The organism is Bdellovibrionales bacterium (assembly GCA_018266295.1).
Lineage (GTDB): Bacteria > Bdellovibrionota > Bdellovibrionia > Bdellovibrionales > Bdellovibrionaceae > JACMRP01.
The window spans coordinates 1-21,882 of sequence record JAFEAQ010000022.1; the positions used below are offsets into that span (position 1 = coordinate 1).

The 21,882-nt window shown below is 48.4% G+C and carries 19 protein-coding genes; 8 read left to right on the forward strand and 11 right to left on the reverse strand.

Annotated features, from left to right (window positions below; genetic code table 11):
* Together JSU04_19490 and JSU04_19495 are read right to left on the reverse strand one after the other, a co-directional pair.
* Window positions 1-471: hypothetical protein (locus JSU04_19490; protein ID MBS1972499.1), on the reverse strand; the 471-nt coding region annotated here is incomplete at its 3' end.
* 524 nt (window positions 472-995) lie between these two features.
* Window positions 996-4,964, reverse strand: a complete 3,969-nt coding sequence (locus tag JSU04_19495; protein MBS1972500.1) for a DEAD/DEAH box helicase — start codon at window positions 4,962-4,964, stop codon at window positions 996-998.
* A 266-nt stretch (window positions 4,965-5,230) separates the two neighbouring features.
* Here JSU04_19495 and JSU04_19500 point away from each other — a divergent pair, with 266 nt between their 5' ends.
* Complete coding sequence (locus tag JSU04_19500) at window positions 5,231-6,538, forward strand: hypothetical protein (GenBank protein ID MBS1972501.1); 1,308 nt, start codon at window positions 5,231-5,233, stop codon at window positions 6,536-6,538.
* Window position 6,539: 1 nt separating this feature from the next.
* On the opposite strand, the gene JSU04_19505 is transcribed toward JSU04_19500, so the two are convergent.
* Both JSU04_19505 and JSU04_19510 read right to left on the reverse strand, forming a co-directional pair.
* Window positions 6,540-7,313: a trypsin-like serine protease gene (locus JSU04_19505; protein ID MBS1972502.1), complete on the reverse strand. Its 774-nt coding sequence runs from the start codon at window positions 7,311-7,313 to the stop codon at window positions 6,540-6,542.
* Between the two features lie 136 nt (window positions 7,314-7,449).
* On the reverse strand, window positions 7,450-8,397 hold the full coding sequence (locus JSU04_19510) for a hypothetical protein (protein ID MBS1972503.1): 948 nt from the start codon (window positions 8,395-8,397) through the stop codon (window positions 7,450-7,452).
* A gap of 74 nt (window positions 8,398-8,471) precedes the next feature.
* On the opposite strand from JSU04_19510, the gene JSU04_19515 reads away from it, so the two are divergent.
* Window positions 8,472-9,209 (forward strand): transporter substrate-binding domain-containing protein, encoded by a 738-nt coding sequence (locus JSU04_19515; protein ID MBS1972504.1) that lies wholly within the window; start codon window positions 8,472-8,474, stop codon window positions 9,207-9,209.
* Window positions 9,210-9,275: 66 nt separating this feature from the next.
* On the opposite strand, the gene JSU04_19520 is transcribed toward JSU04_19515, so the two are convergent.
* Window positions 9,276-10,997: a hypothetical protein gene (locus JSU04_19520; protein ID MBS1972505.1), complete on the reverse strand. Its 1,722-nt coding sequence runs from the start codon at window positions 10,995-10,997 to the stop codon at window positions 9,276-9,278.
* Between the two features lie 84 nt (window positions 10,998-11,081).
* Window positions 11,082-12,563, reverse strand: a complete 1,482-nt coding sequence (locus JSU04_19525) for a hypothetical protein (protein ID MBS1972506.1) — start codon at window positions 12,561-12,563, stop codon at window positions 11,082-11,084.
* A 104-nt stretch (window positions 12,564-12,667) separates the two neighbouring features.
* Between JSU04_19525 and JSU04_19530 the strand changes: the two genes are divergently transcribed.
* Window positions 12,668-14,683, forward strand: coding sequence for a M13 family metallopeptidase (locus JSU04_19530; protein MBS1972507.1), 2,016 nt, complete (start codon window positions 12,668-12,670; stop codon window positions 14,681-14,683).
* Window positions 14,684-14,685: 2 nt separating this feature from the next.
* Here JSU04_19530 and JSU04_19535 read toward each other — a convergent pair whose 3' ends face one another.
* Window positions 14,686-15,093, reverse strand: a complete 408-nt coding sequence (locus JSU04_19535; protein ID MBS1972508.1) for a hypothetical protein — start codon at window positions 15,091-15,093, stop codon at window positions 14,686-14,688.
* 213 nt (window positions 15,094-15,306) lie between these two features.
* Complete coding sequence (locus JSU04_19540; protein MBS1972509.1) at window positions 15,307-16,263, reverse strand: S1/P1 nuclease; 957 nt, start codon at window positions 16,261-16,263, stop codon at window positions 15,307-15,309.
* 441 nt (window positions 16,264-16,704) lie between these two features.
* Here JSU04_19540 and JSU04_19545 point away from each other — a divergent pair, with 441 nt between their 5' ends.
* Entirely contained in the window at window positions 16,705-17,034 is a 330-nt protein-coding gene (locus JSU04_19545; GenBank protein ID MBS1972510.1) for a hypothetical protein, read from the forward strand.
* Window positions 17,035-17,072: 38 nt separating this feature from the next.
* Here JSU04_19545 and JSU04_19550 read toward each other — a convergent pair whose 3' ends face one another.
* Complete coding sequence (locus JSU04_19550) at window positions 17,073-18,011, reverse strand: hypothetical protein (GenBank protein MBS1972511.1); 939 nt, start codon at window positions 18,009-18,011, stop codon at window positions 17,073-17,075.
* A 159-nt stretch (window positions 18,012-18,170) separates the two neighbouring features.
* Entirely contained in the window at window positions 18,171-18,506 is a 336-nt protein-coding gene (locus JSU04_19555; GenBank protein MBS1972512.1) for a winged helix-turn-helix transcriptional regulator, read from the reverse strand.
* Window positions 18,507-18,552: 46 nt separating this feature from the next.
* On the opposite strand from JSU04_19555, the gene JSU04_19560 reads away from it, so the two are divergent.
* From JSU04_19560 to JSU04_19570, 3 genes are all read left to right on the forward strand, one after another.
* On the forward strand, window positions 18,553-18,972 hold the full coding sequence (locus tag JSU04_19560) for an arsenate reductase ArsC (GenBank protein MBS1972513.1): 420 nt from the start codon (window positions 18,553-18,555) through the stop codon (window positions 18,970-18,972).
* Window positions 18,969-19,613 (forward strand): aquaporin family protein, encoded by a 645-nt coding sequence (locus JSU04_19565; GenBank protein ID MBS1972514.1) that lies wholly within the window; start codon window positions 18,969-18,971, stop codon window positions 19,611-19,613. The genes JSU04_19560 and JSU04_19565 overlap by 4 nt, the downstream gene beginning before the upstream one ends.
* Window positions 19,614-19,831: 218 nt before the next feature.
* A complete protein-coding gene (locus tag JSU04_19570) occupies window positions 19,832-20,002 on the forward strand; it encodes a hypothetical protein (protein MBS1972515.1) in 171 nt (56 codons plus the stop codon).
* Window positions 20,003-20,021: 19 nt separating this feature from the next.
* Here JSU04_19570 and JSU04_19575 read toward each other — a convergent pair whose 3' ends face one another.
* Window positions 20,022-20,900: a carboxypeptidase gene (locus tag JSU04_19575; GenBank protein ID MBS1972516.1), complete on the reverse strand. Its 879-nt coding sequence runs from the start codon at window positions 20,898-20,900 to the stop codon at window positions 20,022-20,024.
* 358 nt (window positions 20,901-21,258) lie between these two features.
* Here JSU04_19575 and JSU04_19580 point away from each other — a divergent pair, with 358 nt between their 5' ends.
* The gene (locus JSU04_19580; protein MBS1972517.1) at window positions 21,259-21,792 is read left to right on the forward strand and encodes a hypothetical protein; all 534 of its coding nucleotides are present in this window, start codon (window positions 21,259-21,261) and stop codon (window positions 21,790-21,792) included.
* The last annotated feature ends 90 nt before the right edge of the window (window positions 21,793-21,882 follow it).

Sequence of the window (21,882 nt, forward strand, 5' to 3'; positions counted from 1 at the left end):
AGAAGGTTTTCTATCTGTCGTTTGGGTATCTTTTGATAGCTTCAAGGTTGTTTGAGCTGAGATTTGCTGACCTGTAATCTTATACCCACGGCGAGCGTTGGTGATTTTTCTTGCGATTAGTGAGGTCACAGATCTTAGGAAGTTCTGAAAGCCCTCGCGGTACTTGAATTTAAGCTTGATGTGAAGGTGATTCCCGACATTGACGACTTCTGCGATCTGTACACCCCATTTTTTTGATTTGGATTTAAGGATTTCGCGGATGATTTGTTGATTCTTTGGAGTGAGGAAGTTCCATGGGCCTTTTGCTTTTTCTGACTTAAGGGTGAGGTGAATCCATTTCTTTTCTGAAAGTGGACGGTATTCTTTACGGCGACCTTTTGATTCTATTCCCCCATGAGTGGTTCTTCCGTACTTATGTTTTGTAGCACCAGAGTCATGATAATCAAAAAGTGGGGAGGTGGATTTCTTCATTCACGGGCAATATAATAATTTGTTGATATGGGGTCAATGGATTTAGTGCTAAGTAAATGATTTATAAGAAGATTTAAGATTTCTACTTCTCTCTATTCTTTCTTCTCTCTACGTAATTATTTGAATTCATCAGCTCCTTAAGAGGCATGTTGAGAGTTTCAATTTTTCCGTGATGTGCGATGAGACTTGCGTGCTCGCCCAGTCGCTTACTTTGCGTGGGCCATCCGTCCGTGAGAACGGGGCTGTCCGACCATCGTGGTCGGCCAGGCGAGGTTAGTTGGGGCGATTTAGATATTTTTTGGGATCGGTGAAAAGGTACCAGGTCGCTTTTCCGGATCAGATCTTGTTGGTTTGATGTGAGCTTGGTTTGGGATTCATTCCTTGCGCCTGCCTAGGTGTCGTGGCTCAAAGACGTGGGTTGCTATTTATTCGGTCTGATCAGCCGAAGGCTCACTGAGAGCCGTTAGGCGATGCTCGGTGTGAGCTTCTGCTACCTTTTCGAGGAAGATTTGCGGGCGGCGGGGCTACTTCAGGCCGAGGAGGAGGTCGAAGTCTGCTTTGCTGAGGGCGTTGCTGCCCGGGCCGACTTCGGTTTCTTTTTCGGTGTTCGTGAACAAAACTTGGAATTTGCGATCCTTGCGGTCCTTCAAGAGCTCAATCTTTTCTTCGAGCGATTCATGCATGATGTATCTAAACACCTGGACGGCTTTGCTTTGACCAATACGATGCGCGCGATCCGTCGCCTGATTTTCAACCGACGGATTCCACCAAGGCTCGAGATGGAAAACATAGCTCGCCTTCGTAAGGTTCAAACCCACACCGCCCGTTTTGAGCGTCATCACAAGGACCGCTCCCCCCGGAGTTTTATTAAACTGCTGCAAGATCGTCTGACGCTGCTTCGTCGGAATCCCACCATGCAAAGCAAATACCGGAATGCCGGCGGCTTTCATGAGAGCCACAGTGCGCTCCAGAGTTTGCAAGAACTGAGTAAACACCAAAGCGCTTTCCCCCGACTCAACAATCTCAGTGACTGAATCCATCAAGGTCTCAAGCTTGGGCGGAACTTTTTCGTATTTCACATTCGGTAACGCCGCCGGGTCCGAACACGCCTGCCGCAATCTCAATAATGCCGTCAACATCTGCAATTGCACACTGGCTTCGCCTTGAGCGGCCATAGTTTCCTGAACGCGCTGATTGTAAGAAAGCGCAATGTCACGATAGATCGACTTTTGCCGCTCTTCGAAAGCGATACTGACCTTGGTTTCTTGCTTTTCAGGCAACTGATCGAGAATTTCTTTTTTTGTACGACGAAGCATGAGTGGTTTGATTTTGAGCTTCAAATCATCCATCTCTTCACGCGTGACCATTTCGCTATTGACGAACTGGCGGCGGAAATCGTCGATCTTGCCAAGGCTCCCAGGCACGAGTAAGTCCACCAAAGAATAGAACTCGCCATAGTGATTTTCCATGGGCGTTCCGGTCAGACAAATCTTAAACTGTGCCGTCAGCGCACGGGCACTGCTCGTGCGTTTGGTAGTGATATTTTTTAAATTCTGAGCTTCATCAAAAATCAGAACTTTCCATTTGTACTGATTCAGGAAGCTCTCATGCTCCATCAAAAGTCCATAGGTCGTGATCACCACAATTTGTTCTTTGTGTTCAAGACGGCGGCCAATGCGGCCCATTTCTTTATTCGAGAAAACTTCCAGTGGAATTTCCGGCGTGAACTTTTCCACTTCTGATTGCCAGTTAAAGATCAAAGATGATGGAACGACGATCAGCACCTGCCCCATCTCGCCCTTCTCACGCAGATCATCAAGAAACGCCAGCGTCTGCAGAGTCTTACCCAAACCCATATCATCGGCGAGAAGCGCCCCTAAACGGAGCTGATAAAGATCCTGCAGCCATAAAATGCCACGCGACTGGTAAGGTTTTAACTCCGCCTTCATCGAAGACGGTAATGTTAACAACCGGCTTGCGCCCCCAAGACTGTCATAGAATTTGCAAAGCTTATCCCACTCTTCATCGCCGCGAATTCCAACACCCGAAGCGCGAAGGGCCAATAACTCCAAAGTCTGATGGCGCGGCAGATGATAAACCTTATCACCGGCTTTGCGCTTGGAGTTTTCCACTTTGCCTTTTTGCAGTTTCTGCCAGAAGTTTTCAAGACGACGCAAAGACGGCATCTGTTTTTGCGGTACCAGGAAAAGCCTTCCTTCGTACTCAATCACGCCGCCCGCACCAAGACTCAGGAATTTATCCGGGTCAACTTCTTCCCCACGCAGGAAGAATTTAGGATTCAGCTCAAACCAGTTAAAGTTCTTTTGCTCGCCCTCGACCTGCAATAAGAAATCGACATGGAATTCATCATCCTGCAGTTCCTGTAAAGGCTGATCCTTATAGTAAATGCGATAGCCATGTGGAATCACGGACTGCAAAGACTCCAGCGCTGTGTGCACGCCGCCCGCCTTCTTTTCGCCTTCCGCCGCCGGGAAATGGAAACTCACTTCATTCCACGGCTGACCCTCATCGGATTCTTGATTAGAAATCTTAGATAGCAACGACGTGCGTGACTTTTTAAAGACCTCGCCACCCGTGACGAGGGCCATCTTTTTCAGGATCTCATACAAAAGACGGAACTCACGTTCAATCACGCCCTCAAGAATAACTTCGCCATACTCTGAGTAAAAAGCTTCGCTATTATTCAGCGCTTTAAATGTCAGTTGCACGAAATCTTCAAAGCACGCAAGCACTGGACGAGAGCAAAGCTCCGTCAGCGCCAGGTCTTTGACAAAAACACCGCCTTGGCCCGCAATCAACAAACTCTGCACACGTGGATGCAAAGAGAAAAACAAATCTTCTTTCTTTACAACAGAGCCATCCGTCAGATGACCGTCAAAATGCAAAGACAGAGTTTCCAGCAAAACATATTGAAGAATGCCCAAGTGTTTGAGCATCTTCATATCCCACTCGCGCTTGGTCCGAATGCGGGTCGCAAGATCTTTCGCGTCCACGTTCAATAAGTAAGGTAACCCCTGAGACAAGGCTTTGAGATAGAGAACCGTCTTCGTGGACCAGCCACGACGAACAAGATCCTTTTGCCCGTTCACGCGCGCCTGATGCTGGATATAGAAACTGCCGTTTTCCTGCAGACGGATTTCCGTTAAACTCTGATGCGGCTGAAGCGTGCGGCTTTCGCCGTCGATCTTCACCGGAATGGCGCGTGTGCGCAGATAGCGGAGCAAAGTTTTGACTTCGAGTTCGCCGGTCAAATCCACAGTCGGCATCTGACGCTCGGTTAAGACGAGATCTTCGGAAATTCCAGAAAGTGTTTCTTGCAGCTGACTGAACTCACGCATCCACGGATGCACGAGCACCACTCCATCGACAGGATCAACGGCAAAAGACTCGTAAAAATTGAATGGCCGTTTGCGGAAGCTCATAAGCTTAAATTCCGCTTCAAGCTCTTTGCGTTCGCGGAAATCCACCCGCCAGTCGACTTCATTCACCGGATCAAATTCCACCGATTGAATTTTCATCGCTTTCTGAGCCGGGCTCTTTGCTTGCAAATAGAGGTCTATTTTACGGCGATTGTGATAATTCACGACATTCGCTAAAAGCGCCTGCATGATCTCTTCAAGTTCATGCAACGCCTGGCTGATGAATCCCGCACCGGCCTGCTGAATCAACGGCCACTGCACAAAGACCGAAGTCGGAAGCTTCGCCTGTGGCAACAACTCACCAGGCACCATGCGCTGCAGAGGATGACGTAAAATTTCGCGCGCACTGATCTGTTGGCCGTTACTGAAGTTGTAACGGATCATATCGGCCATGCGGTTTTGTTTATTCACTTCATTAAAATAATGTTCAGAGTACGCCGTGAGTTTTTTGCGAAAGACTTCTGGCAAATTCCACAGGCGTGGCGAAAGAAGCTCTTTGCCTTTTTCGACTTCAATCAGTTTGTACTTGGCAAAATGCACATCGAGCAACTCACCCAGCATCGGGCCTTTTAAAAGCGGTTGTTCATCCAGGACAAGACTCAAAGACTCCAACAACACACCCACCGTAGAGGGATCGTTATAACGAGGATTATCAAACGCGCCGAGGAAATCAGGCCCTTTGATTTCCCCCGCAAGGAGTTTCAAATCCGGGTGCTGAATATCCTCAGCCTCCATGGTGGTTGCCTGCCACAAAAGAATAAAACTCGCCCACTGGTGCGGGCACGTCGTTGCCGAGCGGCCGTTTTCTACACACTGAGAGCAAGAGAAGTTCAGGATTCCCTGGGGTTTTTCTTCCACAATCCGGACCGTGGCTTTGCGTTCGGCGTTCCAGAAGAAAATCAAGGTCATGATTCCAGGCTCGACACTTTTTAGTTCATAGCCTTCGAAAGCACCCCCCTCGATGAGTTTGAGTGCCTCCTCATAAGGCATGCGCTCGCCCAAGGGCACCCGTTCGCTCGGGTCCTTCAGATGGGAAACGCCTTGTAAAGTCATTGGAATCAGAAACAATTTAAGCCCTTCAGGCCTTGTCAGAAGCCATCCGGTAGAATGCCCAAAGAGGGTCTCAAAGTCACGCGCCATTTACAGACTAAAGACATATCTGATTACGGACCTGAGACCGTTTCTAAGGAGTCTTGAGGCGCCACAGAAAGAAACGTTCGATTTACAGACGTTGGGGAAGCCTATTTACTTTAAAAATCAGCAGCTTATGCCGTTAGTAAAGGTATATGGACCACGCAAGGGTTGAATCTTCCAAGACTATGCTGATTTTAAAGGCGCAAACTTATAGTTTGGCGGCGACGGAAGTTTTCTTGCGCAATCGCGGTTGGAAGCTTTTTATTACAACCGACGTCAAAGAAGCTTTGCTAAAGCTTGTCGAGCAAAAATTTACATACGTTCTTCTCAGCGTCGATCATCCGAATAAGAAAAACTCTCTCTTGCCACAGCTGATCCGTCACAAGTTTTCAACAGTGGTGATGTGCTATTCAGAAAACTCATCGACTCTGTCTTACAACCGCCTGAACGCTTCTGACAGCGAATACAAAATCTATGCACCGGTGACGGGCCCTGCCGTTGAGCGCTCCATCACCAAGTACTTGCGTGACTTGCAAACCCGCAGCTTGCTCACGATTAAACCCGAGGCCACTGAGTCCCTGCTCTATCGTCAGCCCCATGAAGAGCCGCGCGTAGAATCGGTCGGCGTGTTCGTTAAAGGCAAAGGGCGTTCGCGTGATTTTGGCTCCGTCACGGCAAAAGGCCGAAACTTCAACGACATCGAAGGCCGCATCCGCAATGAGCCCCGCAAAGATCCCGAGTTCCAACAGCGCCACTTTTCGCAGAGGAAGAAACGCAGTGATGCTCTGGATACCATCATCGCGCGCGGTTCGCAGCTATCATTGCTAGAGAATGTGGACTTCCAGGATGGTATTATTGAGCATCCGGTTGAGTCCACCATCAATTCCGGTTGCATCATCGTCGAATCCGAACGCTTTTCAGGCTATCTCGTCACGGCCATGGGCCACAACGAGCAAATCAGTGAAGAGTTCCTCACCGGCGTAAAGAAGAAGCTCTTTAAATACCTCAAAGACAACGGCGAGCACCTCACCGAGAGCGAAGCCTTGGATATTAAATTAAAACCCGTGGCGTTTGAGCCTTGGGCCCTTGAGTACGCGGACTTCTTAAGAACATCCGTGCACAAAGGCGATGAGGTGGCAATTGCCTTCTTCCCTCGCCGCCCGGTGCATGTGACTTTAGAAAATTCAGTCCACAAAGACATGGCGACGATTCACCTCAAAGATCTTAAAGGCGATCGCCAAGTGAATTTCGATTTGTATTTATACTTAGCTACGAACAAGAAATACGTGCTTTACACGCCTCAAGGAGGCGTTTTCTATCAAAAGCAACTGGATCGTTTGAAACAACAGGGAGTGACTCATATGCACATCCCGAAGACAGCCACAGACGCGGTGGCAAAGTACAATGCTCAGAACTACTTAAATGACCTCGTCGATGCCTTTGACCAGAGCGAGTATGCCACTCCGGCCAAAGCACCTGATAAAAGCGCCTAAATTACTGCACGCCTAAATCTTTAATCACGCCATCCACCCACTCACGGTATGCATTGATGCGCGTATAAACCCCGTCTTTATCGCAATTCCCGGCACCACGGCTGGTAACACCCCAATAGAGCAACTCACCGTTGACTTGAACAAACGCCGGACCGCCAGAGTCGATATTGCAAGTACCTGAACGGCGCTCATCGGTTTGCACTTCAGTGTCTGAGAATTTGATATCCTTAATTGGCGACTGCGTCTTTCTGAGGGTTCCATCACCCTTTTGGCTGCGGCCGTTGGTCACACCGTATCCAGCGAAAGTCACCATCGTGCCGTTTTGCAAAGCAGAGTCGTCATTTAAGAATTTTGCCGGAGTATAACCCGCCGGAGCTTCACCCTCGAACTCAACGATCATCAGGTCTTTCCAGTTTTCACGAGGACTTCCCATGGCTTTTTCATGGCCCGGGATCAAACGGTAGTTCGTCACTTGGTGACGCTCAACCTGATCGAGGGTGCCTTCAGAAACCTCAAGACCGAAAGCAACATACATTGCCTCGCCTTTGGTTTCACAGTGAGCGGCTGTCAACACCAGGTTCTTTGCGATCAAAGTACCTGTGCAGTTTTCCCATTTATTGTCGGTGATAGCGACTAAGTGCTTCGCAATTGGATCACTGGATTGAACTGGCTGACCATTAATAATGCCGGCGCTGAATTCGCCGGAAATAGAATTTTTTGGTTGAGAACACGCCCCAACAACGAACAAAGATGCAAGAACAACAACGATTTTCATCGATCCCCTCAGCTTGAAAATTGGAATTTGTAAGGGGCCTATTAATCAGCTATCGGCCCAAGATTCAAGCCGATTATTTCATAAGAAAATTATTCAATGCTTAGAGTCGACCGTCGACCCAAGGGTCGCGAGTTTTTTAGCGTCGTAAGATTTTGAGACTCGAGATCGCCGCCATCAGAACTTCAGGCTGCCAGATGGCGACTTCGACGTAGTTGTATTCAAGGCCAGCGTAAGACTCCATGAGATCCGAGAGCTCGAAGGTGAGCTCAACCACTCGGCCTTCGCCACCCCAGAGTTTTGCGGCCTCTTTGCTCGGAGAAAAAAACACGGCGTCCTTGCGGGCGGTAAAGAGTTGGTTAAGAACTTCCGTGTCGCCTTTTTTGAGTCTGGCAAAAAGCTCTGCCTGCTCCGCACTCAAGCCGCGATAGAGCTTCACACGATGACCATCGGCCATCAGAAACGGCGTCAGCAAAGGCTTCACCGTGCCGCCTCGGCGTTCTTGATAGGTGCCACTTTCTGGATGCCACTCAAACCAGGTTTCGGTTTTTGCGATGTCGGCGGTTCTGACTTTGGAGTCATAAACAACCACCTTCTGCTGGCGGAAGTTTCCTTCTGCAAACATGTTGTAGTGGAAAAACCCCACGCCCCCGGCCATGAGGCTCATTTTATTCCCGAGATACGTCGGCGCCGTTTTGCTATCTTCGATTCGTTGGGCAAAATTATAAACAGGATTTGCCAGAATCCCGATCTCTTCCTGCCTCCAGTTCGGCTCATAAAAATACTTGGATTCCGCTGGCTTCTGTAAGAGACCCGTTAAAGCCGCCACCACATGATGCATATTCGGGACGGAATGAGGAACCGGAAAGACCTGCCCACAGAGTTCCGCTGAAGCCCAAACCGGGCCTGCCAAAACCAGCACCAAAAGCCCGCTCAGCAGGCCTCGAACAAGATGGATGGTGATGGGCGAACGATACTTTTCCACTCTTTCATGATTAGCAAATGCCTGGCCTGGGATTTTCTGTTCCCAAAGAATTGCTTCCAGATAAAAGGCATTATATTGAATGCCACGAAAAGTGGCGGTCACTGTCTAAAACACCAACACCAGGTCAAAATATTTTGAATTGACCCCCTAGAGCCGGTCCCCGAGGATAGACACCAATGAAGCTCTTACTGCCCTTGCTATTGTTGTTTACTCAAGCCTCTGTTGCGGCCCCTGCCGTGGTGGCGCCGAAATCCTTTGAAGCCTATTCCGGCATGACCGAGGACTTTCCTCCATTTAACTACACCGAAGACGGCAAAGTCGTTGGCTACTCCACTGAGGTGATTGAGCTGGCTTTCGTCAAAGCGGGCCTCAAAACCAACTTCACTCTGTGGCCGTGGCTGCGAGCCTTTAACCAGGCAAAGGACACTCCAGGACACTATGTTTTTTCAACCTCCCGCTCGGCAGAGCGCGAGAAGCTCTTTAAATGGGTCGGCCCCATCACTCGCGATAGTGTCTACTTAATGGTTCTCAAAGACTCGCCAATCAAAGAGGTCTCAGACTTTAAGGCTCTGAAAAAGTATTCCGTTTCTGGCCAGCTCGGCGATCAGCCGGTGGTGTTTTTGCAGCAAAATGGCTTTGATGTTTTCATCAGTGCCGACGAAGAAGCCCGCATGAAAATGTTCAAAGATAAAAAGATGGACATGGACATCATGACCGCGGCCTCGCAAGAAACTTACGAGAAAAACTGGAACCTCAAATACCGCCGGGTTGCCTTCCTTTACGATACCGAATACTGGGCTGCCTTCAACCGCGCAACCCCCGACAGCGTCATCAACAAACTCAACAAAGCCATCACCGAACTCCGCACCAACGGCACCCTCGAAAAGCTCGCTATTAAATACAAAGCCAAATAATCGGCCCAGCTGAAAATAAAAAAGGGGGCGGTTTCCCGTCCCCTCGTTTTCTCAGTCCTTTTGGACTTACTTTGTCTCGTGTTCCTGATTTTCCTCACTCATGATCTTAGCAAGGGCCTTGTCCACGGCCTGGGCGATTTGCAGTTTCTTCTGATTCGCCATCCAGCCGGAGTTTTCTGCACGAACCTTGACGAGCTCTTGCTTCGCAATAGGATCTTTGAAGAAGTTCAGCGCATTGGTACCGGCTTCTTTAAGGTCCTTGTCGCTGGATCTCAGCAAATCCAGGATCTGAGGCAACGCCGGAGCTCCGATCTTACCAAGAGTCTGACTACACCACTTACGCACTTCAGAATCTTTATCACGCGCGCACTTCACCGCTGTTTCGAGAGTCGCATCAGGCTCTTCGGACTTAACATCCATCTCAGCCAAAGCCCGGGCCGCAATCGGCTTGTTCAGACGTTTCGGCTCGGTGACTTCCTGACGAATTGCCAAGAAGCCCGGATGTCCCAAACACTCCAGAGCATCAATCGCCGGGTCATTTTCGTCGCCAGTTTTGATGGCCGCCACGACACTCTCAATGTGCGGCTCCGCCATTTTACGACTTTCCTTCGGCAGTGAGCAAATCATGCTGATCGCACGACGATTCGACGTTGGATTGCCACCGAGATTCGTAGAAACGTACTCCGCCACCAAGTCTTCACGCTTTAAGTTCTTCACTAAGACGTGTGAAGCCACTCCGCTTGTTTTATCGTTATCCAAAAGGCCCGTCAGACGCTTCATCGTCCACTTCGCCTCATCCTCGCCGAGCTTCGGCAAAACCACCGCTGCGGCCTCGATCACTTCGAGGGGCTCTTTTTCAGAAATTCTTTTTACGATCAAGTAGCCAATGCGCTTCACGTCTTCACGCGGAAATTTCATCATGGCGCGAATCGCAGCCGCACGCACCTGCGCGCTCGGATGATCGGTCATGATTTTTGCAAGCTTCGGCAAACCCACGACGGATTTGATCTCAATACACTTCATCGCCGCAATCGCCCAGTAGACCGTGTCTTCAGGCCCGTTCGGGATCAGATTTGCTTGAACGGCTTTGCTCTCATCCTGACAAGGCTTGCCAGATTTCGCCGCTTCCTGGAACTCAATCGCAAGTTCGCTCTTGGCAACGACTTCTGTTTTCGGAGCTTCCTCTTCCGCCGGAGCTTCTTTTGCCGCTTCACCTTCCGCTGCAGATCTTGCCTGTGGAACCATCACGAACTCAGGACGGCTCGCCACATAAGCATTAAAAACCATGTTGCCGAGGAAAATCGCCGTGATCGGAACCAAAGCAAAAACTGGAATGCTTAACAAGAATGCAGAGAAGCGGCTAAACGCCACACGCGAACACCACACAAGGATCGGGCCCATGATGCTACGAACGACGACAAACAAACAGATTGTGCAGATTCCAGGCACCACAGCGCCATGCCAGATCACCGGAGCCCAAGGAGTTTGCCCGGCCATGTAGAAACCAAAAGCAATCCCCGCAGCTAAAACTGCGCGCAGCAACCAGCCCCATGGGGATCTTTTCAAAGCACTTGGAAGGGAGTGAGCAATCCAAATTCCGGCTTTACTGAGAGTTGCGAAGTTTGCATAGAGGCAGGTCGCAACCCCTACCCAGAGAGCGTACCAAACGTACGGCGCATATTTATGCTGAAAGTGGAAGTTCATCCCATCACTCACGATTGCTGCAATAATCATCACAAACAGCAGAAACCATGGGACAAGCAATGCCCGCAGCACATTCATTTTCATTAAGGCCTCCAGTTAACTCAAACCTCAAAAATAAATGAATTCGCGGGCCTAGGTCCAGCATTGATGACCTTTTGACGCGCCCCTTTATGGATGAAGGGCTCCATGAATGAGAGATTTCTCGCCGGCCGCGTACTTTTTCGCGTCTTCTTGGCGGATTCGCTCGAGAGTTTCACGCAATTGGGTGTTGGTCATCGGGCGCTGATGCTTTTGGAAATAGGCCTCGTCTTGTTTGCGAATCTCCTCCAAAAGGTTTTCAGCCACACCGTTTAGAACCGTCATAACGCCCAAAGTTTTTGCCGGAATCTCTTTGTCGATGTTGGGTGCCCCGGTCACCAGGCGCACCAGCGGCCAGAGCGGCGTCCTGCGGCTTGGCTGTACCACGTACTTCGCAGCTTTGGACTTCAGTGTGTCGTGAAAGTTATAATGCAAATCACTCATCCAGCGCATGAGCTCTGAAAGAATCGCATCCTTATGGCGAGAATCACGCATCAGGCGGTAGTCCTTCCAATCCAGCACAAGTTCAAAGTTTGGATCGGTCTCAAGATCATCCGGTGTAATGATGTTGCCTTTTTTTAGATTCATTTTACTGAGGAAGTCTGGATTATTCAGAGTCAAGTTCGCGGGATTCGTTGGAATCTTGATCTGTCCCTGCGAAGCTTTATCGTAAGCGTAAATCGCAAGCTCTACACACGACATCTTTGAATAGTCGGTGAAATCCATGCTGTAATCGTAACGGATTTTATCTTGCACGGCTTTGTTGGCAAAATAAGTGGCCTTCTGCCCTGCCACCGTGTCTTTAGGTCTTAAAACCAGCAGTCGCGCATTTTCGTTTTTAAGCGCAAAATCGATATCATAGTGAGCAACACCCGCGCCTACATAAGATTCCACCGTCCCGACTTTTTGCGTTTTTGCATCGACGTCGACAAACACCACGTGGCTGTAGTGCGAACGATTGTCACTGATTTGCGAGATGATCGCACTAATGAAAGATACGCCACGAGCCAGCATCAAGTCGCCGGCATGAAACTTAAACTGAGGATCATTCAAATCCGGACGCACAAAATACGGCGGATAAGCTTTGCGATCATAAATCGGCACGGGCTGCTTTTGGAACTCGAGCTTTGCCGGATCCTCTTGTTTTACTGAGTATGCAAAATCCCCAAGGTAATCTTCACCATCACGAAGTTTATGAAAAACATCGCGCGCAAGCAGCACGCAATCTTTATTCACTTCAGAGAGTTTTCTGTGAATATTCAAGCGAAGCTGCCAGAAGCTATTAATGGTATCCAACGCATGGGCTTTTAAGTCAGCGTTGGTGTAAGCATTCCAATCAATATTACGCAAATTTTGTTGCAAAGAAGTGAGTGTTGCTGAACACGTATTGCGGTCATAATTTGCCGAGGTCACCTCAGCTAGAAATTTTCCCATGTCTTCTTGAATGGTTCCAGAATCCACAGACGAAGGCTTCCGCAACGTCGAAGCACATCCCAAGCTGACGACCAACAAACCAAAAACCACATGACGAATCATGGAACCTCCGAACTCTACTTTCCATTCTCTATTCATCTATTTTCCAGGGCGAAGCCCTTGGTGTCTATGCGACCAAAGAAGTGATTCGTCGCCCTGCATTCGCATGGACATCGAGGGGCTGTTTGTTATGCTTAGAGGCTATGAAAAATACCGCTAAACTCGTACTCCTTCTGACACCATTTATTCTTTCAACCTCTTTTGCTGCCAAAGACACCTCGACAAAAGGTCCTGTCGCCTCTTCGGATATTCCGGCAAAGCGAGAATTCCCGCTGAACACCGACATCAACCCTTGCCAAGATTTCCATGGCTATGTTTGCTCGAAAGTCGAAAGTTCGTTCAAGCTTCGTGAAGACCGCAGCAATCACATGTTCTCATTCAGCGATTCGCGCGAAAGATTGCTTGAAAGCAAGAAGAAGTACATGAACGAAATCGGCAAAAAGAAAAACCTCGATCCGCGCACAGAGCAGATTCGTGATTTCTACATGGCTTGCATGAACGAGCGCGCCTCCGCCGTGGCTGAAAAAAAAGAGGTCGCAAACACGGTGAAGGCGGTTTCCGCATTGAAGGATTCAGCCTCCGTCATGGCTTTCTCGAATGAGAAAATGCCGAGCTCTTTTGGCAATTTCGTCTACGTCTGGACTGGTGCAAACCTCGATGATCCGCACAAGTACGATGCGATCATGGGTGCGGACTTTATGCGCCTTCAGGATCACAAGTACTATGAAAACGCCGACCTCGTAAAAGACTACGAAAACCTTCTGACCGAGTTCTTTAAGACGGTTTACGGCAGCAAGCTCACAACCGCTCAGGCGCAGAAGAAAGCCGAAGCTGTTGTTGCCTTTGAAAAAGATTTTATTCAAACCTATCCGAAAGCTGCGGTTCGCCGCCAGCGCTGGAGCGAAAAACGCGTTCAAACTCAGGGAGAGTTCTTAAAGAAGTATCCAAACTTGAAGGCCGAGATGATTTTCAAGAACTTCCCAGCAACGATGCTCGTGAATACGCCCATTCCGGAGTCTTTAGAGTTTGTGAATGCGAACTTAAACAAATACCCGGTTGAAGTATGGCAGGATTTGTATTTACTGAAAAATCTCGATGACGTTTTGGATGACGGCTACAAAAAGTACTTCACGCAGAACTTCGACTTCGAAAAGAAATACTTCGGGGGCCCGGTGAAACGCTCAGATCGCCAAGAGCGCTGCACGAAGATGTCGATGAATTACTTCACCAAGGAATTGGATGCGACACTGCTTGAGCAGCTCTTCCCTAACTTCGACGAAGCTCAAGTGCAAGAAATGGGTCAGCGTATCCGCGAAAGCATTCTGCGTGGCCTTGCCAACAACGACTGGCTCTCGAAAGATGCAAAGAAACAGGCCACTGAGAAAATTAAAACCGCGCGCTTACAACTCGTAAAACCCCACAATGACCGCGAATGGGATTTTAATCTTGTTGGCAAGTACTCAGAGACTGACAAAATAGCCAACCAGCATCAGTTCAATGAACTGCGCTGGAAAAAGATGCTAACGGAGGCTCAAGGCCCGGTAAACCAAGATGCTTGGGGTATGGGACCGCTCACCGTGAATGCGTACTATAGCGAAAACGAAAACAAGTTCGTCGTCCCTATCGGAATTTTGCAATATCCATTCTTTGACTCAAAGCAGGCCATCTATGAAAATTTGGGGGCCATTGGCACAGTGATGGGTCACGAACTCGGCCACAGTATCGATGACAATGGTTCGAAGTACGATGCCAGCGGCAAACTCAACCCGTGGATGCCGATGAAGGATTTGAATGAATTCAATAAGCGCTCTGAGCGCTTGGTGGAGTTCTTTAATAAATCCGGCCACGACGGCAGACTGACACTTGGTGAAAACGTTGCGGACCTTGTGGGCCTGACTTTCTCATACAGTGCGGCCTTCCCGACAACGAAGCCGACAAAAGAAGAACAGCAGAAGTTTTTTGTAGCGTATGCAAAGTCTTGGTGTGCAGTGACTCGCCCGGATTATGAGAAGCTCATGATGAAGACGGATCCGCATGCAATGGGCTGGGCGCGTATTAATGAACAAGTGAAGCACCAGCCGGCCTTTGCTGAAGCATTTAGCTGTAAGGCCGGGGATGCGATGAATTTACCGGATAAAGAGCGTGTCAAAATCTGGTAGAGCTAGTGAACATCTTGGCAGTTCAGGCGGTAAGTAACAGTCTTGCCGTCTGCTGATTTCATTGTGAAGCCGTCTTGATTTTCTTCATCGAAATATCTCCACAACTCAACGCCATTTTTTCTTTTTGCATCGATATTGTAAACCACATCAGCTGAAGTTGCGACAGCGTTGAATGACTGCAATTGAGTTCTTTGACCGTTTTTGATTTCGTTGATTTGAACTTTTACTTTCCAAACAGCGTCGTAGTCGATGCCATAGGCAGCCTGGCTGCGGATGTTGGCGATTTCTTCAATCACAACTTCTTTTTGAGTTGATGTCGTAGCATGTGTCTCTTTGCAGACTGTAGTGGCTGCTTGAGCTTGGAATGTCATCATGACAATTGTGAATGCTAGTGATGTAACGAGTTTCATAAATCCTCCCTCGTGTTGATAAAGAAGTTATACGCCCGCTCCTTCAAAACGTGAAATGCATGATATGACAGTTATTATTCATTTTAAGGGTTATATAAGTAGTTGAAACTACGGACAATTGGTGATGTTGATTCCGCCCTAGACCTAGTCATTCGTCTGTAACGTAATTTTATGGATAAACCGCATCCCAGCGAAGGCGGTTCTTTAGTTTTCTTATTTCGGTGCAGATCTGAAGCTCACGAGATCTTCGAGAGCGCCTAAGGTCCTCTCGAGAATTTTCACCATTTGCACATTGGGTGCATCGATTTGTTGTTTCTCGAAAAGTTTATTCAAAGTGTCCGCCATTCTTCGGCCCGCCAGAAAAACACGGGCGTCGATGGTGGGACTCGCTTTGCCATAGTAAGAATCTTGATCCTTTAAATACTTATCGTCGTAGGCGGTGTCTTGGAGGGCCATCGATTCGTTGTACCATCCACTCACATTCTCAAGGCGCTCTTTCGGAATGGCTGCGGCTTCAAACTTTGTCATGAGCTCGCGGCCATAGACAACGCTAATGTCGGGGCCTCCTTGAGTCATATTAGGTGCTAAGCGCTCCATGATAATATCAGAGTCCCACACGCGGTGCAGGTTCGTATCTTTACTGCGCCACTTTAGCGCAATCGAATTACCGCCGCGGTTCTCAGCTCGCCCTGTGTGCAAAGGCTGATGTAAATCACCGATAAAATGGATCAAGAACTTCAACGAAGATTGCTTTTCATCGCGTGTGACATTCGGATTTTGCAGGTTTTTCTGGGCGGCTAAGATCGCTTCGACAACACCGGGATTATAATTGCCGTTGGGATCCAGACCTTCGATTCCTTTTTTGTAGGCGTTTTGATTTTTACGAAGTACATCGCCTTCGATATTCGGCATATTCTGATAGTGATACGGGAGTGTGTGGGAATACTCCGCTTGGCCACGAAGACTATCGGCCCAGTTCACGGCATCAACGAGTCTCTGACCATCGAGAAGGTCTTCAACGGCGGCACGGGTTTGCGGCGTCAAATAGGCTTCCGCAATCAATGCTGTCGTCTTATGGCCGACCGGGCCCCAGGCAAAGCCTTGAGACAAACAAAATGTTGCAGACAAAACTCCAACGGCTTTAAGAATTTTTACTTCAAGAAATTTCACAGCGCCTCCCGGTATTCGCTTTTATTGCCCACGATAAAAAAGCTTTTATTAAACTTTTCCCCTCTCGAAAAAACGCCTTTCTTTGGCTTGAAAGAGCCGATTCATGACTCTTCAAAATGCATCCGTTGCAGATGAGGGCTCCAAGTCAGAGCAAAGATCACATAGAGCAAAAGCAGTGCCTTCGAGGTCTCAAGAGCCCTCATCAGAGTGAATTCGTTTCCGGGATGTTTATCAGTTCGACACTCACAGAAAAAGCCTGAGCCTTAAATCTTTCTTAGAATTTTCAGGGGGTTATCTTTCTGGATCGTCAGAGCGCGCCGTGCTCCCGCGGTTCTTAAAAAGCTTTTGGTTGCTTTATTATCTGCAGAAATTAGCATTCCCGCAGAGCTTCGCTTAAATTTTTTCTGCTTATATTTCATTTACTAATTGAAGGAGCTCTCAATGAAAAAACTTATTCTCGGCGCTTGCCTGTTAATCTCTATGAACGCTTTGGCTTTGGATCTGAGCAATGATCAAGTTGCGAACCCTGTTCAAGATGCAACGAACATCACAGCATCAATCGGTGCACGTGGTGCGATTCTTTTGTCTTCTGTGACTTGCAGGCAGTCCGGCACTGCGGATCATTTCTTTCTGACTTGCAGTGTTCAACGTCGCTTGACTTATCAAGATGGCAACATCAAGGACGAAGGCTTTGGTTGTATGATGGAGTATTCTTTGAACAAGAGTGGCCAAGACTATACTCGTGATACTTGGGAATGCCCGATCTTGTAATTGAAATAAAAAAGGGGACTTTACTGTCCCCCTTTTTTTTATTCAGCAGCGATGCGCAGTGAGTGCGCCCACTGATAGAGCATATTCTTTGCCTTCGGGAACTCGCGAAGGCCTTTTACGTAGCGAACATCTCCTTGGAAGTTCTCGCTGTGGTTCGCCCAGGCATAGTTGTCTAACCCAATAATGCGGCTCTCAGTCTGAGCATAGTCATAATGCATCTTCATACGATCCGCGATGATCTGATCACGTTGCGCTTCGGGATAGTTTTGCAGGAACTGGTCCGTACCGTCTGGAACAAGCACGATTGGCAGTGAGCTGATTCTTTTTAAACGCTCTACCGTGTCGATGACTTTGACCTTAAAGTAGTGAGCATCCGTATCCGGTGTGCCGTTCAAGTACCAATCAAAGCCCACCCAATCGAGACCCTTTGGAATCCCCCGCTGGCCTGGCAAACCGCAAGTCGCATCAAGCTCCGGTGCATTGTCGAAACAAAAACGATTCCACACGATGTAAGTCGGAATTCCTTTAAAGCGCGCCTTGAGCTCCGCAATCACCAGTTCCAGTGACTGGCGAGTGATATCAAAGCCCGATGGTTCATCAGCGATATAGAATGCAAGGATTTTGCTTTCGTGACCGTCGAAGTACTTCTTTCCTAGGTCATTGAGAACGGCTTTGTAGTTCGGATAAAGACGGCCATTGGAGTGATCAAACATGTGATCGGCAAGATCGATGAAAGCTTTCTTACCTTGAAGCGTGTGGCGGATTTTTCCAAAATACTCCGGGCCAAAGTGAGTCGCCGTCAAATGCGTTGTCGTTTCTTGCGCGTAGACGTTGCTGTCAGGATTCATCGTGCCCGGTTGCAAGTACGTAGCGATAAATTTCAGCGACGGTTTATTTGCTGAGTGCGCACTGCTCGCAAACACTGGCATTGCAAAAATAAGCGATAATAAAAGAGTGATCAGTTGAAATCTGCGCATGTAGCCCCCTCACGCGTTGAATGCGCAGGTATCTTCCACAATTGCAATTAGAGCAACGACTTTATTTTGATATTCTCTCAACACATGCTGCGAACCGCTCATGACTTGTTCCGTGAGTACTGTGTTTTATTGCGGTATTCTCTCCGAAACAGTTTTGAACTAACAACAGTTGTCTTGCTTGAGTTCAGACATCTTTGCCGCCCAAGTGCCCATCTCGCGCTGATACCGGTCGAAAACTTTCCAATCAATGCAGTAACGGGAGCGTGGGCCATCAATCGTGCCTTTAATCAAGCCAGCTTCCTTCAAAGCTTTGAGATGTTGGCTCACTGTCGATTGAGCCAGGGGAAGATCCGCCACTAACTCTCCGCAAATGCACTCACGCTTTTCCGCCAAAACTTTCAGAATCGCGATCCGAGCTGGATGCGACAAGGCTTTAGCAAAATCCGCTATTTTTAGATTTTTGTCAGGAAACTCATTTACTCTTGGCACTGCCATGGACACATTATATATCGTAAACATACGATTAAAGACAAGGGCAAATATGAAAATACTATTTATGTGTATTGCGAACTCGGCCCGCAGTCAGCTAGCTGAGGGCTTGGCGCGCGAGATTTTTCCTCACGCAGAAATTGAGAGTGCTGGCTCGAATCCCGGTAAGTTAAATCCATTTGCCGTTCAGGTCATGAACGAAATAGGCATTGATATTTCGAAACACTTTTCAAAAACGGCTGACAATTTGAGTCCAAAGTTTTTAGCTGGCCTTGATTATGTTATTACTCTCTGCGCAGAAGAAGTTTGTCCGGTCCTTCCTTCTCCCACCGCCAAGAAACTTCACTGGCCGTTTACAGACCCGGCCACCAAAGAGATTCTTCCCAACGAGGAAATGCTCAGGCGTTTTCGCGAAGCCCGGGACCACATACACTCTCGCCTGCTCGAGTTTAAAAAAGAATTGGCACAATGAAACGACGGCTGCTCTCAGAATTTCTAGGGACTGCGGGCCTTCTGATCGTCATCGTTGGGTCCGGCATTATGGGCGAAACTCTCTCGCAAGGAAATGCAGCTGTTGCAATTCTTGCGAACTCTCTTGCTACGGGCGCGGGACTCTATGCACTTATTCAGATCTTCGGACCGATATCAGGTTCCCACTTTAACCCGGCAGTAAGTTTCGCAGAATTTTTATGGAAAAAGCTCAGTGGCCGTGAAACTTTGGCGTACATAGTTGCTCAGATTCTGGGGGCTATTACCGGCGTTTTGTTGACTCACTACATATTTGGCCTAGAGATCTTCCAAACTTCCCAACACGATCGAGGAGACTTAAGATTTTTTGTCTCAGAGGTCATTGCCACTTTCGGCTTGCTGATGGTGATTGCGCTCTCCGGAAAACGAAACGTCGAAACCACTCCAACGGCGGTCGCTTTGTACATTACAGCTGCTTACTGGTGCACCTCTTCGACATCTTTTGCAAATCCCGCCGTGACCATTGCCAGAAGTATGACCAACACCTTTTCTGGGATCTTATGGACAGGTGCTCCAGGGTTCATCATCGCACAACTGGTAGGAGCTTGCCTCGCCTTACTCACGGTGCGCTTTTTAACGAAATAGGAATCCAAAAGAGGTCAAAGAACTCGGTATGAAAGAGCTTTACTCGCTCGTCGACACGAGCAACTTAACTTCGATGAAAATGCATCAGAACTTCGGTTATGTTGAAGTCTCGCCGAGGAATTTTATATAAAGATGGCAACCCGGCCGGCAAGAGCCTCCAAGATCTAAAGAGAGACCTGCCATTTCCCATTATCTATACGCAGATAGATGGGATCGACATGCAAGTGATGATACCTTACGAAAAATCCATTACTCTTCGCTTGGTCAACTCAATGAATAAATCCGAGAGTACGACGTTGACGATAAAAAATTACACCCAAGATAAAGACTTCAGCGTGAGTGCCGACCTGTCAACGTCTTCTGGAATTTATAGAATTGTTTGTAAGTAGATAAAACCTATAGAGCGCCCTACTCAAGGCGCTCATGCCCGCGTTTGCGGACGTTGTGATCACAGGTACCGGTAAAGGCGTGATCGGCCGAGCGATCTTTCGGTGCCATCTCAAAGAATCTTCTGAGACCCGGAACATTATCGGCAATAAGTTTCTTCATCTGATTTGAGTTCGGATCATGGGTTGTGCCCATTTCAAAAAGCAAAGACCAGATCCCGTGCTTCCAGTATGCATAGTCCTCAAACGCGCCATCAGCCGCATAGAGAAGTTCTTTCGAATTCCCGATGTCGTAGTGGCTCTCAACCGTTGCGGCTTTGCTGAGGCCGATAAACGCGCTGTCGTCTTTGGTCTGAGTGTCATTGGTTGAAAAGCCGAAGGGATACAATACTGCCGGAGAAAACGTGTGCAAAGTCGCAGAAGCGATAATATTTTTCGTCGCGATAAAGTCTGCAAGCAATTTCGTGTCCTTCAAACGGTGCGGTGTCGTTTGAATGCAGGGACCGGGATAATCGCGATTTGGATCGACATAAGTGCGACCCACCGGCTCTTCCCGCTCATCCGTATTGTAGCCAGTGATATTTAAAACCGGAATCACGTACACTGTGTGCCCTGGAATAGGATCTTTTGCGAAAGCCTCCGCAGTTCCCATCGCCACTGCGGTTGAGCCGTACTCATTCCCATGGTGAGTTGCCACAACAAGATCTGCCCTGTCGCCGGAGCCGATTTTAAGTCCGACGATCATTTTGCCTGAGTCCGACACCCCCAGATTGAACATCTGTGCATTTTGCGGATTCGCCTGAGCGATTTTTTGCAGATTGCTAACGACGGTGTCGTAGTTGTTAGTGGCTGCGTTTGCGGAAGGGAGGAGGAACAAGGATAATAAAGAATGTATGAGCATTCCTTAAGGCTGGTCCCGTTTCCCCAGGCTGTCAAAAGAGGCCCCCACAAACTGGATGTAAGCCACGGGACAAGTCGACACCGCGACTGTTTATCCCACTGAAAATCATTTGGATGTGCAAGAATATGGAAGCACCCATTGCCCCTGTCGAACTCCCAGACACCCTGGTAAATTTTATTCTTTCTGTCTTTGCACCTACCAAGAATTTGAATTCAGCAACAAGCTAATGTACCTTCACCGCCATGTAATTTGAAGTTGGATCCGAATTCTTCAACGGTTTCTTTCCCGTTCGGATCTGTTAGAAACTCAAATTTCTGAAAGAGACCTCTATTTGGCATCATTATGCCCAGAGGTTTCTATGTCCCAGTTCCATAATAACACTGCAAAATCTATTTCAACAGTTGCCGCTGCCTTGTTAGCGCTTGCCACGATCTTTGCACCAAAGGCATCGTTGGCCATTTCAATGCCTGGCGATGATTCAAAGCCCGTGCTCATTAAAACCGGCACGTTCACACGCGACCAAATGCGCTTTGAGGCTACCATCGTCAGCACCGGTTTTATCTGCGAGCGCGGCTGGGATTTACCGTCGGACCAATCTGGCAATATCGTTTTTGATCCAGACCACTGCAAAAACACGGGCTACAGCTGCGCTGTAATTTTGCAAACTCCTTTTAATGACGGCACAAGTCGCCCGGTAGGAATAGCTCGTCATGACTACAGCGCTGACGAAAACACCACGGACGCCGCTTGCCAAAAGAACATCGCCGATTTCTACAATTCGCTTGGTTCAGCGCCACTTCACTACTCTATTTACCGCGTTGACGAAAACGTCCGATTCATCAGCATCCCTGGCGTTGGCGAAGCCAATTATTACTTCTACAGCGGCAAATAAGTCGCGTGCCTATGTAGTTCCACATCGCGAAGGGTTGGCTGCTCCGCCAGAGTTGCCAACCCGCTTGATTTGTTGAAAGCTTTTTCTAAA